Genomic DNA, 12,934 nt, shown 5'->3' on the forward strand with positions numbered 1-12,934 from the left:
TTGAGCCTGAGAGCGCTCTCAGAAAATCATGGTCCTCGCAACATGGCGGCTACGGGCGGCCGTTGGGGACGCGAGGTGGTGTCCGCACCGTTGAAAGCGGCCGGGCTGGGTGCTAGACCAGCGGGCAGCCGGTCTACACCACTTCCCATCGCGGGGGTTTCCGTGTCGCTGTCCGCCTGGTCCCGTCGTGCCTTTCTGACCGTCACCGGAGCGGGCGCCCTCTCGCTCCCCCTCTCCCGCCCCGCCGCCGCCGGACAGCGCGCCGCCGCCGACGAGTTCGGGGAACTGCGGCTGCGCTGGGTGGATCTCCAGCTCGGCACCGGCTACGACCCGGCCGTCGAGCCGTACGCCTCCCGGCTGGCGCGGACCGGTGAACTGGCCGCGCGTTTCCGGCAGTCGATGGCCCCGGCCGCCGGCTCCCTCTGGCCGGACCGTCCCTTCGACCCGCCGTCCGGCATCACCCAGAGCTACAGCAGACTGTGGACCATGGCCCACGCGTACGCCCAGCCGGGCACCGGCCTCACCGGCGACGCCGCGCTGCTCGCCGATGTCCTCCGCGGCCTCGGCCATCTCTCCGCCACCGTCTACCGCCCCGGGACCACTCCGTACGGCAACTGGTGGGAGTGGCAGATCGGCTCTCCCCGGCTGCTCATGGATCTGGTGGCCGTCCTGTACGACCACCTCACCGAGGACCAGCGGGCCGCGGCCTGCGCCGCCGTCGACCACTTCATCCCCGACGCGCTGCTCGCGGACTACTCCGGCACCAGCACCGGCGCCAACCGGGTCGACCTCTGCCGCTCCGTCGCCCTGCGCGGGGTGCTGGGCCGGGCCCCCGCCAAGCTCGCCCTCGCCCGTGACGCGCTCTCGCCCGTCTTCCCGTATGTCACGAAGGGCGACGGCCTCTACGCCGACGGCTCCTTCATCCAGCACACCTGGGTCGCCTACTCCGGTACGTACGGACAGGTCATGCTGGACGGCCTCGGCCGGCTGTTCACCCTGCTCGCCGGCTCCACCTGGGCCGTCATCGATCCCCGTCGGCAGATCATCCTCGACAGCGTGGAGCGCGCCTATGCCCCGCTGATCTACAACGGACTGATGATGGACGGCGTCAACGGCCGGGCCATCAGCCGCGGTTACCTCAGGAGCGACGACAACGGGGTGATGCGCAGCGATCACTTCCACGGCCAGGGGTTGATCGCGGCCATCCCGCTGCTCGCCGGCGGCGCGGCCCCGGCCGAGCGGGACCGCTGGACCGCCCTGGTCAAGGGGTGGATCGAGCGGGACACCGTCTCACCGGTCCTCACCGCACGCCAGTTGGACGTCGCCGATCTCGCCCGGCTGCACGCCGTCGCCGCCTCGGCCGTCCCCGCCGCCCCCGAGCCCGTCGGCCACACGCTCTTCACCGCGATGGACCGCGCCGTGCACCGGCGGCCCGGCTGGGCCGCCGCGCTCTCCATGGCCTCGGACCGGATCACGCACTACGAGTGCGGCAACGGCGAGAATCCGCGCGGCTGGCACACCGGCGCCGGAATGCTCTACTGGTGGGGCGCCGACCGGGGCAACGACCAGTACACCGACTGGTTCTGGCCCACGGTCGACCCGTACCGGCTGCCGGGCACGACGGTCTCCACCAAGCGGCTCGCGGACCGGTCCGGCGGCGAGTGGGGCGCCCCCAAACCGGACGTACGGTGGGTCGGCGGCGCCACCGACGGGGAGTTCGCCGCCGTCGGCCAGCACCTCAAGGGCCTCGGCTCCACTCTCGAAGCCCGCAAGTCCTGGTTCTTCGCGGCCGACGCCGTCGTCTGTCTGGGCGCGGGGATCAGCGCCACGGACGGGGTGCCGGCCGAGACGGTCGTGGACAACCGCAATCTCGGCGAGAACGGCGCCGACGCGTTCACGCTCGACGACGGGCCGCGCCCCTGCTGGGCACATCTGGAAGGCCACGGGGGCTGGGTCTTCCCCGGTGGCGCCGGCGTACGCACCCTCGCGGAGGCGCGCACCGGCGCCTGGAGCGACATCAACACGACCAGTTCCACCGAACGGCGTACCCGCCGCTACCGCACTCTCTGGCTGGACCACGGCACCGATCCGGTCGACGCCTCCTACGCGTATCTGTTACTGCCCGGCGCCTCCCGGCGTACCGTGGCCGGCCGCGCCGCCGACCGCCAGTGGCTCCGGATCCTCGCCAATACGGCGGCCCTCCAGGCGGTCGAGATCCGCTCGCTCGGCTGTACCGCCGCGAACTTCTGGCAGCCGGGGACGGCGGGGCCGCTGACCGCGTCCGCTCCCGCGAGCGTGCTCGTCGTGGTGCGCGGCCGTACGGCGGTGCTCCTCGCCGGCGGGCCCACCCGCACGGGCGAGCCGCTGGAGATCGTCTGGGACCGGCCGGTACGGCGGGTCACCGGGCGGGACCCGGCCGTCGAGGTGCTCGCGGCGGGCCGTACCGTACGGCTGAGGGTCACTCCGGGAACGGCGGGCGCGAGTCATCGCTGCGAGTTCGCCGTCCGTTGACATCTACGTGCCGTCTGCTGACATCTAGGGGAATCCCACAAGAGCCGGGGGTACCTTCCTGTTCAGGAACCCCGCATCGGGCCGGGTTCTGTCCAGGCCCACCAGGAATACCGCCACGAGACTGTGTGGAGTCGACGGCGCGATTCCTTGGTGCTCTTCGTAGGGTTGGGACATGACCGTAGTGGACGAGACGCCGGGCGAGCCCGCAGACGCCCGGGGCCGTGTGGCCGAATTGCACGCCCTGCGCGAGCAGGCCCGCCGAGGGCCCAGCGACCGCGCGACCGAGGCCCAGCGCGCGAAGGGCAAGCTGACCGCCCGTGAGCGCATCGAGCTGCTGCTCGACGAGGGGTCGTTCAAGGAGGTCGAGCAGCTGCGCAGGCACCGCGCCAGCGGCTTCGGCCTGGAGGCCAAGAAGCCGTACACCGACGGCGTCATCACCGGCTGGGGCACGGTCGAGGGCCGTACGGTCTTCGTGTACGCGCACGACTTCCGGATCTTCGGCGGCGCCCTGGGCGAGGCCCACGCCACCAAGATCCACAAGATCATGGACATGGCCATCTCGGCCGGCGCGCCCCTGGTCTCGCTCAACGACGGCGCGGGCGCCCGGATCCAGGAGGGCGTCTCCGCGCTCGCCGGTTACGGCGGGATCTTCCAGCGCAACACCCGCGCCTCCGGTGTCATCCCGCAGATCAGCGTGATGCTCGGGCCGTGCGCGGGCGGCGCCGCCTACAGCCCGGCGCTCACCGACTTCGTCTTCATGGTCCGTGAGACCTCGCAGATGTTCATCACGGGCCCCGATGTGGTCAAGGCCGTCACCGGCGAGGAGATCACCCAGAACGGCCTCGGCGGCGCCGATGTGCACGCCGAGACCTCGGGCGTCGCGCACTTCGCGTACGACGACGAGGAGACCTGCATCGCCGAGGTGCGCTACCTCCTGTCGATGCTTCCGCAGAACAACCGGGAGAACCCGCCCACGGTCGTCTCCGAGGACCCGGCGGACCGCCGCTCCGACGTGCTGCTCGATCTGGTGCCCGCGGACGGCAACCGCCCGTACGACATGCACAAGGTCATCGAGGAACTCGTCGACGAGGGCGACTTCCTGGAGATCCACGAGCGCTGGGCCCGTAACATCATCTGCGCCCTGGCGCGACTCGACGGTCAGGTCATCGGCATCGTCGCCAACCAGCCGCAGTCGCTCGCCGGGGTCCTGGACATCGAGGCATCGGAGAAAGCCGCGCGCTTTGTCCAGATGTGCGACGCTTTCAATATCCCCATCGTCACGCTGCTGGATGTCCCTGGCTTCCTGCCGGGCGTCGACCAGGAGCATGGCGGGATCATCCGGCACGGCGCCAAGCTTCTGTACGCCTACTGCAACGCCACCGTGCCGAGGATCTCCCTGATCCTGCGCAAGGCGTATGGCGGGGCCTACATCGTGATGGACTCCCAGTCCATCGGAGCGGACCTCACCTTCGCCTGGCCGACCAACGAGATCGCGGTGATGGGCGCCGAAGGTGCCGCCAATGTCATCTTCCGCAAGCAGATCGCCGAGGCCGAGGACTCCGAGGCCATGCGAGCCCGCATGGTCAAGGAGTACAAGGCCGAGCTGATGCATCCCTACTACGCGGCGGAGCGCGGACTGGTCGACGACGTCATCGACCCCGCGGAGACCCGTGAGGTGCTCGCGAGCGCGCTCGCGATGCTCCGCACCAAGCACGCCGACCTGCCGTCCCGCAAGCACGGCAACCCCCCGCAGTAACCCTGCGGGCCCGCGCCCTCCCGCCGAGAAGACGGAGACACGACTCCATGAGCGATCCCACGAACGAATCACTGCTGCGCGTCGAGAAGGGCCAGGCCGGCCCCGAGGAGCTGGCCGCCATCACGGCGGTGCTGATGGCCCGTGCCGCCGCACAGCCCGAGGCCCCCGCCCACCGGGGCCGCTCCACCGCCGGCTGGCGCCGGCTGGAGCGCACGCCCGGCTTCCGCGCCCCGCACAGCTGGCAGGGCTGAGCACACCCCGTACGGCACCACCTCGTACGGCGCCACCTCGTACGGCGCCACTCCGTACGGCACCGACGAAGGCCCCCGCACTCCTGCCGAGTGCGGGGGCCTTCGTATGACTGCCACGGTTACCTGAGTCGGGCCATGAGGGCGTGTTCGACGAGGGTGATGAGTCCGCTTTTGGCGTCGGCGCGGTGGCGGGCGTCGGTGGTGATGATGGGGGTGTCGGGGCCGATCTGGAGTGCTTCGCGTACTTCGTCGGGGGTGTAGGGCTGGTGTCCGTCGAAGCCGTTGAGGGCGATGACGAAGGGGAGTCCTGAGTTTTCGAAGTAGTCGACGGCGGGGAAGCAGTCGGCGAGGCGGCGGGTGTCGACGAGGACGACGGCGCCGATGGCGCCGCGGACGAGGTCGTCCCACATGAACCAGAAGCGGTCCTGTCCGGGGGTGCCGAAGAGGTAGAGGATGAGGTCTTGGTCGAGGGTGATGCGGCCGAAGTCCATGGCCACGGTGGTGGTGGTCTTGTCTCCGGTGTGGGTGAGGTCGTCGATGCCGGCGGATGCGCTGGTCATGACGGCTTCGGTACGCAGCGGGTTGATCTCCGAGACGGCGCCGACGAACGTGGTCTTGCCCACGCCGAAGCCGCCCGCCACCACGATCTTCGCGCTGGTGGTTGAGCGGGCTGCACCGCCGCTAGAGCTTGCGAAGTCCACTGAGCACCCTTTCGAGCAGTGTCACGTCTGGCTGGCCCCCGACGGCCTCGTCGCCGCCGGGCTGATGGATGGCGACAAGTCCCGCCTCCGCCAGGTCGGCTACGAGGATCCGGGCCACGCCGAGGGGGATGGAGAGGAGCGCCGAAATCTCGGCGACCGATTTGATCTCGAAACACAGCCGGCAGATCCGCTGATGCTCGGGCAACTGCCCGTGCAGCTGGGACGGATCGGCCGTCGTACTGACCAGCGCCTCGATGGCGAGCTGGTACCGCGGCCTGGTCCGGCCGCCGGTCATGGCGTACGGACGCACCAACGGGTTGTGCGTGCCCATGGGTTCGGGCTCCGGCGAGTGCCGCGGCTGCACCGGCTGGATGCGGGGCCGCCGCGGCTGCTCGTACGGTTGTTGCGGTTGTTGCGGTTCTCGCGGTTGGTGCAGCTGAGGTGGGGGAAAGGGCTGCTGCCGTGGTGCGCGCTGTGGTGGGCGCGTACCGTCCTGGCCCCCCTGGCCGACCTGACTGCTCGGCGTGGAGGGAAAGTTGAAGCGGTTCCGGGCATGGTCACCCGGGGCCCGCGCGCCATCGTCATAGGGATGTCCGCCTGGGGGTGTAGCCACGTTTCCTCCTCCGACTGCCGGTCGCCGGGCCCTATGTTGACGGACCTGTGGAATCCGCGCCACCGAACCTTAATGGTGCGGCGGCGGGCAGCGCACTGTCTGTCAGTTGAGCAGACTTCCCTGGAGCTCGGCGCGGAGGTCCGGGGTGAGGACCGTGCCCGCGCGGTCGACCAGCAGGGCCATCTCGTAGCCCACCAGGCCGATATCGGCCTCCGGGTGGGCGAGGACGGCCAGTGAGGAACCGTCCGAGATGGACATCAGGAAGAGGAAGCCGCGCTCCATCTCGACCACGGTCTGGTTGACGGCGCCCCCCTCGAAGATCCGGGAAGCCCCCGCGGTGAGCGAGGTCAGACCGGACGCCACGGCCGCGAGCTGATCGGCGCGGTCGCGGGGGAAACCTTCGGACATGGCCAGCAGGAGTCCGTCGGCGGAGACCACCACGGTGTGGGACACCCCAGGGGTGTTGTCCACAAAGTTGGTGATCAACCAGTTCAGATTCTGCGCCGCCTGGCTCATCGGGCTCACACTAACGCTCCTGGTTGTAGGTACTGCCCGAGCCGAAGCCCGGTCCGTTCGTGTCCGCTCCCGCGTTGCGTCCCCGCTGGACACCGCGTCGCAGGTTGCTCAACCTGCCACGGATGTCCTCAGGGGCGCGGGAAACCTGGGTACCGCCCTGCGGGGTCTGCTCCGCCGATCCCTCGACCAGATTGGCCTTGGGCACGCGGCGGGGAAGACCGGACGAGGTGACTCCGCCGGCTTTGGGCTCGCGCAGCTTCTCGGCCCGCTGCCAGCGGTTGTCGTTCGTGGAACGCCAGTCCTCGGCGTCGGCCGCCTCGCTCGGGCCGCCGCTGCCGCTGCTGCCGTCGCCACTCCCGCCACCGCTGACCGCGCTGTTGCCCTCGCCGTGCCCGTTGCTCAGGGGCTGGCTGCTCCCCCGGCGCGGCAGGCCCGCATCCGTCAGCGCGTGGCTCGCGCTCGGGGAAGGGCCCGGACGGTCGAAGCCTACGCGTTCCCGGGCCGTGCCGGGAGCGCCCCCGGCAGATTCCGCTTCGGTCCGCGACTCGGGTTCGTAGGCACCCTGGTAGCCGCCCTGAGCGGGCCACTCTTCCTGGTGGGGCTGGGCGCCGAGGGCGTTCTCGTATGTTCCCTCGGAGTTCTGCGGAGGTTGGTACGGCGCCTCCGTATAAGACTGCTGCCCCTGGTACGCGGCGGGCGCGCGGTACTCCTCGTAACCGCCGTTCCCGTACGCCGTCCCGCTCTCCGCGGGCCGGGCCGCGTAGCCGGGGTCGTACGACGCCTCCTGGGGCGCGTACCGGCCGTCGGTCTCCTCGCGGTACCCGCCGTCGGCCTGGTCGGTGAAGAGCGGCTGCGGGGCGTCCTGGGCGCCGTCCGGCGCGGCCCGCCGCTCCTCGCGCCGCAGCGTGCGGTTGACCGGGTCCAGCGTGCGGGGAGAGTCGCCCGCCGGCGGCTGCTCCTCGTAGCGGGAGTCGTCGAAGCCCAGTTCCGCGGCGGTCAGCATGGGAGCGGTCGGGAAGGCCCGCTCCTCCAGCGGCGCCGCCGGCTGGTCGGGGATGATCTGCGAGACGGTGAAGTCCTCGGCCGCGGCCGGTTCGCCGCCACCGCCGCCGTGGGTGATCGCGTCGGGGAGCATGACCAGCGAGGTCGTCCCCGCCTGCTCGCCCGAGGGGCGCAACTGGACACGGATACCGTGCCGGTCGGCGAGCCTGCCGACCACGAAGAGCCCCATGCGCTGGGAGACGGCGGCGTCCACGGTCGGCGGGTTGGCCAGCTTGTGATTGATGTCCGCGAAGTCCTCGGCGGTCAGGCCGATGCCCTTGTCGTGGATCTCGATCATCACACGGCCGTCGGGCAGCCGGGTCGCGGTGACCCGCACCTTGGTCTGCGGCGAGGAGAACGTGGTGGCGTTCTCCAGCAGTTCCGCCAGCAGATGCACGAGGTCGGTCACGGACTGGCCGTGGATCTCGGTCTCGGGTACGCCGGACAGCTCGATGCGCGCGTACGACTCCACCTCGGAGGAGGCGGCGCGGAGCACGTCCACCAGCGGCACCGGCTGGTTCCAGCGGCGGCCCGGCTCCTCGCCCGCGAGGACGAGCAGGTTCTCGCCGTTGCGCCGCATCCGGGTCGCCAGATGGTCCAGCTTGAAGAGGTTCTCCAGCTGGTCCGGGTCGCCCTCGTTGTTCTCCAGATCGGAGATCAGCGACAACTGGCCCTCGATCAGCGACTGGTTGCGGCGCGAGAGGTTCGTGAAGATCGCGTTGACGTTGCCGCGGAGCATGGCCTGCTCGGCGGCGAGCCTGACCGCCTCGCGGTGGACCTGGTCGAAGGCGCGGGCGACCTCGCCGATCTCGTCGCGCGAATCGACCGGGATGGGCTGGACCCGGGTGTCGACCCGGCCGGGCTCGGCCCGGGAGAGCTGGTCGACCAGCATCGGCAGCCGCTGCTCGGCGACCCCGAACGCGGCCGTACGCAGCGACTGCATCGAGCGGCTCATCTGCCGGGCCATCATGCCCGCCAGGATGAACGCTGCCAGCAGCGCGACGACCACGATGGCGCCGTTGATGATGGCGTCGTTCCTGGCGTTGTCCGAGATCTGCGCGGCCTCGGTGACGGCCTTGTCGACGAGGTCCTTCTCGATCACCGTGTAGCCGTCGAACGTGGCCGTGGAGGCGGCCATCCAGGTCTCGGGCGTGACCCCGCGCGACGCGAGCCGCTCCGGGCTGTCCCCGGTGGCGATGGCCGCGACCATGCCGTCCAGGACCGAACCGTCCTTGCTCGGCGGCGTCTTGAAGTCCTGGCCGGCGGCCATGGCCTGCTGCTGCGCGGCGGCGAGCTTCCGCGCCCCGTCCGCCGCCTGCTCCCTCATCACTTCCTGGAGCTTGACGGTGTCCTCGGCGGTGCCACCGGAGACGTACTCGCCGATGGCGATGTCCTCCAGGTACGCGTACGAGGAGAACGCGATCGACTGGCCGTCCCTGACGTCGTCCTTCTGGCTCGGCCTGACCAGCAGATGCATCCCGATGGAGCGCTGGAGCGACTCGGCGGCCTTGGCGAGCTGGATCGCGTAGACGGTACGGCCGTAGCTGGTGATGTTGCCGGTGCCGAGCCCCAGTTCGTTGGAGAACTCCATGAGGGAGTGCTGAACCAGCACATAGCCCTCCTCGGTCGCCACGGGACCGCCGTTGTCGCCGTTCTTGTCCGGGGTCTCGACGCCCGCGGTGTACGCGGTCTTGCGGATGTTCTCCAGCTTGGGCTCTTCGCCGCGGAAGAGACTGAGACGGCGCTCCAGGCCCTGCTTCGCGGGCATGTCCCGCACCGCCAGGTCGAACTTCTTCTTCGCCGCGTCCGTGGCCGCGCGGGCCCGGATGACGCTCGGGGCGTCCCGCTTGTTGGTCAGCAGCGGCTGCGCGGTGAGGTCGCGCTCATTGAGCAGTGCCTGGCCGTACTCCGAGGCGGCCCGTACGACGAGCGCCGTCCGCTCGGCGTCCTGCGCTTCCTGCCAGGTGTCGATGGACCCCTTGACCTGGAAGCCGCCCATCACGAGGCCGACCAGTACGGGGACGAGCAGAATGGCGTTCAGCCGCGTGCGGACACGCCAGTTGCGCGGCGAGAACCGGCTGGAGCTGCCCGTCACCGGCGGAGAGCCGGTCGCGACCGCAGGCGGCACCGCAGCGCGCGGCGGCGGGGTGAAGTTGCCCCGCGCCTGCTGCTCCGCGGAGCTCGTCTTGCTTCGCCTCACTCGACCAACAACCTCTCGGCGTCGGCACCTACGTTTGTGCCGTGTTCTGTTCAGGGCCGTACTACTCGGGAGTTGTCGAATTCCAGCACGGGGAAGGGTCCCATTCCAAACAGCAGGAATCAGCCATTCCGAGTGGTACAAGCCTCACATAAAACGGGCATAAAGAGCGAGCCCCGTCAAAAGGCGGGGCTGATGTGAGCGCAGCGGCACCGGATGAGTGCGTCGGGTGTCCGGGGACCGTGAATTCTCTGTCGAAATGTTATGAACATGGAGGCGGGCCGTGTCGAACGACATAGCCCGCCTCTTGCATCTCCTACGCCAACTACCGTAGTGGACCGTCTACTTGAGTCGGGCCATGAGGGCGTGTTCGACGAGGGTGATGAGTCCGCTTTTGGCGTCGGCGCGGTGGCGGGCGTCGGTGGTGATGATGGGGGTGTCGGGGCCGATCTGGAGTGCTTCGCGTACTTCGTCGGGGGTGTAGGGCTGGTGTCCGTCGAAGCCGTTGAGGGCGATGACGAAGGGGAGTCCTGAGTTTTCGAAGTAGTCGACGGCGGGGAAGCAGTCGGCGAGGCGGCGGGTGTCGACGAGGACGACGGCGCCGATGGCGCCGCGGACGAGGTCGTCCCACATGAACCAGAAGCGGTCCTGTCCGGGGGTGCCGAAGAGGTAGAGGATGAGGTCTTGGTCGAGGGTGATGCGGCCGAAGTCCATGGCCACGGTGGTGGTGGTCTTGTCTCCGGTGTGGGTGAGGTCGTCGATGCCGGCGGATGCGCTGGTCATGACGGCTTCGGTACGCAGCGGGTTGATCTCCGAGACGGCGCCGACGAACGTGGTCTTGCCCACGCCGAAGCCGCCCGCCACCACGATCTTCGCGCTGGTGGTCGACCGGGCCGCTCCGCCGCTAGAGCTTGCGAAGTCCACTGAGCACCCTTTCGAGCAGTGTCACATCCGGCGTGCCGCCGGCCTCTCCGTTACCCGGCTGGTGGATCGCCACCATCCCCGCTTCCGCCAGGTCGGCCACGAGAATGCGCGCGACGCCCAGCGGCATCGTCAGCAGCGCCGACACCTCGGCCACCGACTTGACCTCGCGGCACAGGTGGCAGATCCGCTGGTGCTCGGGGAGCAGGGTGGCGAGATGCGCCGGGTCTGCTGTCGTACTGACCAGCGCCTCGATGGCGAGCTGGTACCGCGGCCTCGTCCGGCCGCCGGTCATGGCGTACGGACGTACCAGCGGCTGATCGCCTTCAGGACCGTACGACGCGTCGACCGAGGCGCCGTACGGATCGTGAGAGGCGGGTGGCGGGGTCATGAATCCTCCGGGCGTGACAGCAGGATGTCTGCGTGCCGTCTGACTTGGCCGGTGGGGGGCCGGTTGGGCGGCCTGACGGTGATGGTACTGGGGGCGGTCCTGGGGAGCCTCAGTGCAACAGACTTCCCTGGAGCTCGGCGCGCAGGTCCGGGGTGAGGACCGTACCTGCGCGGTCGACCAGGAGGGCCATCTCGTACCCCACCAGACCGATGTCGCACTCGGGGTGTGCGAGCACGGCCAGGGAGGAACCGTCGGAGACGGACATGAGGAAGAGGAAGCCGCGCTCCATCTCCACCACGGTCTGGTTGACCGGGCCGCCTTCGAAGATCCGGGAAGCCCCCGCGGTGAGCGAGGTCAGACCGGACGCCACGGCCGCGAGCTGATCGGCGCGGTCGCGGGGGAAGCCCTCGGACATGGCCAGCAGAAGTCCGTCGGCGGAGACCACCACGGTGTGGGACACCCCAGGGGTGTTGTCCACGAAGTTGGTGATCAACCAGTTCAGATTCTGCGCAGCCTGACTCATCGGACTCAACTAACGCTCCTGCTGGTGAGAGGTGCCGAGGTTGAAGCCGCTGTTCGTCGGGCCGGTGTTGCCCGCCTGACGACCCTGCTGGATACCCCGACGGAGATTGGTCAGCCGGCCGCGTACGTCAGCCGGCGCACGCGAGACCTGCGGACCGGCCTGGTTGTTCTGTTCCTGCGCGGTCCCCGGCACCAGATTGGCGCGCGGGACCCGGCGGGGCAGACCGGAGGTGGTGATGCCGCCGGCCTGGGGCTTTTTGACCCGCTCGGCCTGGCGTACCAGCTCGTCGTTGGGCGACGTACGCCAGGAGGAAGTGACGCCGGCGCCGTTGGCGCCGGAACCGTTCGTCCCCGAGGCGCCGAAACCGGAACCGCCCGTACCGGACGGCTGGAAACCGGAGCCGTTGGTGCCCTGACCGCCCGGCCCCGAACCGTTGCCGGGCTCGCGCCGCGGCATCGGCTCGCGCTGCTGCGCGGGCGGTACGGGAGACTGCGCGGCCGGACCGCGGTCCTGCGGCTGCTGGCCGCCGCCCTGCTGCGAACCGTGGAACCAGTTGGTCTCCAGGGTGTCGTACAGCGGGGTACGGCCGTCACCGGGACCGGCCGCCGGGGGCAGCGCCTCGGGCTGCGGCTGCGCCGGCAGGCTCGGCGGGCGGTAGCCGCCCTCGGAACCGGGCGCCGGAGCCGGCGCCGGGGGCCGCGGGGCGTTGAAGCCCTGCTGCGGAGCGCTGTACTCCGACGGCGGGTACTCCGCCGGCGGCCGGAAGTCGGACTGCGCGTTCTGGCCCTGCGGGACGCCGTACTCGCCGGAGCCGTAGCCCGCGGGGGCCGGCGCGTTGAAGTCCGGACGCTGGAACGCGGCCGTGGACGCCACGTCCTGCGGGCCACCGCGCTGCGCCGGACCCTGGTCGGGCCGGGGCCCGTTGAAGTCCGGGCGCTGGAACTCCGAGGTGGCACCGGGGCCCTGCTGCTCGGCCGTCGGCCGGGCGAACTGGCCCGTGGACTCGTGCTCCTCGTGACCGCGCGGGGCGTCCAGCGACGGACGCAGCGGAACGGCCGGCCGCTCGCTGCCCCAGCTCGTCGTCTGCGGGCGCTGGGGCTGCGGGTTGCCGCCCGGCAGTTCGGCACGCGGTCCGCCGGGCGGCGGAAGCTGCCGGCCGCGGTCGGGGGCGCCGCCCTGCTGGCCCTGCTGGAAGGCGTTCTGGGCGTGGCCGCTGAAGCCGTTCTGACCGGCCTGGCCGGCCCGGACACCCTGGTCCTGCCTGCTGTTCGGCCCGCTCTGCGTGCCGGGACGGTCCGTACGGCCCTGACCCTGGCCCTGTCCCTGACCGCCCTGGCCGGGACCGCCCTGGGGCGGTGCGCCGAAGGCGTTCTGGCTGAAGACACTGGGCTGACCGGAACCCTGACGCTGCGGATCGCGCGATCCGCCGCCCAGGGGGCCGCCCAGCGCTCCGCCCCGTGAGCCGTCGCGGGACGGCAGCGCGGCGCGCGGGCCCCGGCCGGCGCCCCCCCCG

General features: G+C 70.6%; 10 protein-coding genes and 1 pseudogene. 3 read left to right on the forward strand and 8 right to left on the reverse strand.

Annotated elements, in window-relative coordinates; translation table 11 throughout:
* Positions 1-168 precede the first annotated feature (168 nt).
* The 3 genes from ACFRKB_RS25330 (at position 169) to ACFRKB_RS25340 (ending at position 4,518) form a co-directional block, all read left to right on the forward strand.
* A complete protein-coding gene (locus ACFRKB_RS25330) occupies positions 169-2,511 on the forward strand; it encodes a polysaccharide lyase 8 family protein (protein WP_383108796.1) in 2,343 nt (780 codons plus the stop codon).
* 172 nt (positions 2,512-2,683) lie between these two features.
* A complete protein-coding gene (locus ACFRKB_RS25335) occupies positions 2,684-4,267 on the forward strand; it encodes an acyl-CoA carboxylase subunit beta (RefSeq protein ID WP_365976297.1) in 1,584 nt (527 codons plus the stop codon).
* A 47-nt stretch (positions 4,268-4,314) separates the two neighbouring features.
* A complete protein-coding gene (locus ACFRKB_RS25340; protein WP_365976296.1) occupies positions 4,315-4,518 on the forward strand; it encodes an acyl-CoA carboxylase subunit epsilon in 204 nt (67 codons plus the stop codon).
* A gap of 119 nt (positions 4,519-4,637) precedes the next feature.
* Here ACFRKB_RS25340 and ACFRKB_RS25345 read toward each other — a convergent pair whose 3' ends face one another.
* The 8 genes and pseudogenes from ACFRKB_RS25345 to ACFRKB_RS25380 form a co-directional block, all read right to left on the reverse strand.
* The gene (locus ACFRKB_RS25345) at positions 4,638-5,219 is read right to left on the reverse strand and encodes a GTP-binding protein (protein WP_031229389.1); all 582 of its coding nucleotides are present in this window, start codon (positions 5,217-5,219) and stop codon (positions 4,638-4,640) included.
* Positions 5,200-5,832, reverse strand: a complete 633-nt coding sequence (locus tag ACFRKB_RS25350) for a DUF742 domain-containing protein (RefSeq protein ID WP_383108716.1) — start codon at positions 5,830-5,832, stop codon at positions 5,200-5,202. The genes ACFRKB_RS25345 and ACFRKB_RS25350 overlap by 20 nt, the downstream gene beginning before the upstream one ends.
* A gap of 102 nt (positions 5,833-5,934) precedes the next feature.
* Positions 5,935-6,348, reverse strand: a complete 414-nt coding sequence (locus ACFRKB_RS25355; protein WP_010984131.1) for a roadblock/LC7 domain-containing protein — start codon at positions 6,346-6,348, stop codon at positions 5,935-5,937.
* A gap of 10 nt (positions 6,349-6,358) precedes the next feature.
* Positions 6,359-9,589 carry a sensor histidine kinase gene (locus ACFRKB_RS25360; RefSeq protein WP_383108717.1) on the reverse strand — a complete coding sequence of 1,077 codons (3,231 nt, stop codon included), beginning with the start codon at positions 9,587-9,589 and terminating at the stop codon, positions 6,359-6,361.
* A gap of 339 nt (positions 9,590-9,928) precedes the next feature.
* On the reverse strand, positions 9,929-10,510 hold the full coding sequence (locus ACFRKB_RS25365) for a GTP-binding protein (protein WP_189282429.1): 582 nt from the start codon (positions 10,508-10,510) through the stop codon (positions 9,929-9,931).
* Positions 10,491-10,898, reverse strand: a complete 408-nt coding sequence (locus ACFRKB_RS25370) for a DUF742 domain-containing protein (RefSeq protein WP_030351795.1) — start codon at positions 10,896-10,898, stop codon at positions 10,491-10,493. Before ACFRKB_RS25370 ends, ACFRKB_RS25365 begins: the two co-directional genes overlap by 20 nt.
* Positions 10,899-11,007: 109 nt before the next feature.
* Complete coding sequence (locus tag ACFRKB_RS25375; RefSeq protein WP_030351794.1) at positions 11,008-11,421, reverse strand: roadblock/LC7 domain-containing protein; 414 nt, start codon at positions 11,419-11,421, stop codon at positions 11,008-11,010.
* Between the two features lie 9 nt (positions 11,422-11,430).
* Positions 11,431-12,934: pseudogene (locus ACFRKB_RS25380) on the reverse strand (hypothetical protein); the annotation flags it as partial.

The organism is Streptomyces scopuliridis (genome assembly GCF_042790125.1).
GTDB lineage: Bacteria > Actinomycetota > Actinomycetes > Streptomycetales > Streptomycetaceae > Streptomyces > Streptomyces scopuliridis_A.

Coding starts and splice junctions, on each gene's coding strand:
- ACFRKB_RS25335 (WP_365976297.1), top strand. CDS start 2,684: ATGACCGTAGTGGACGAGACGCCGGGCGAGCCCGCAGACGCCCGGGGC.
- ACFRKB_RS25375 (WP_030351794.1), bottom strand. CDS start 11,421: ATGAGTCAGGCTGCGCAGAATCTGAACTGGTTGATCACCAACTTCGTG.
- ACFRKB_RS25370 (WP_030351795.1), bottom strand. CDS start 10,898: ATGACCCCGCCACCCGCCTCTCACGATCCGTACGGCGCCTCGGTCGAC.
- ACFRKB_RS25355 (WP_010984131.1), bottom strand. CDS start 6,348: ATGAGCCAGGCGGCGCAGAATCTGAACTGGTTGATCACCAACTTTGTG.
- ACFRKB_RS25340 (WP_365976296.1), top strand. CDS start 4,315: ATGAGCGATCCCACGAACGAATCACTGCTGCGCGTCGAGAAGGGCCAG.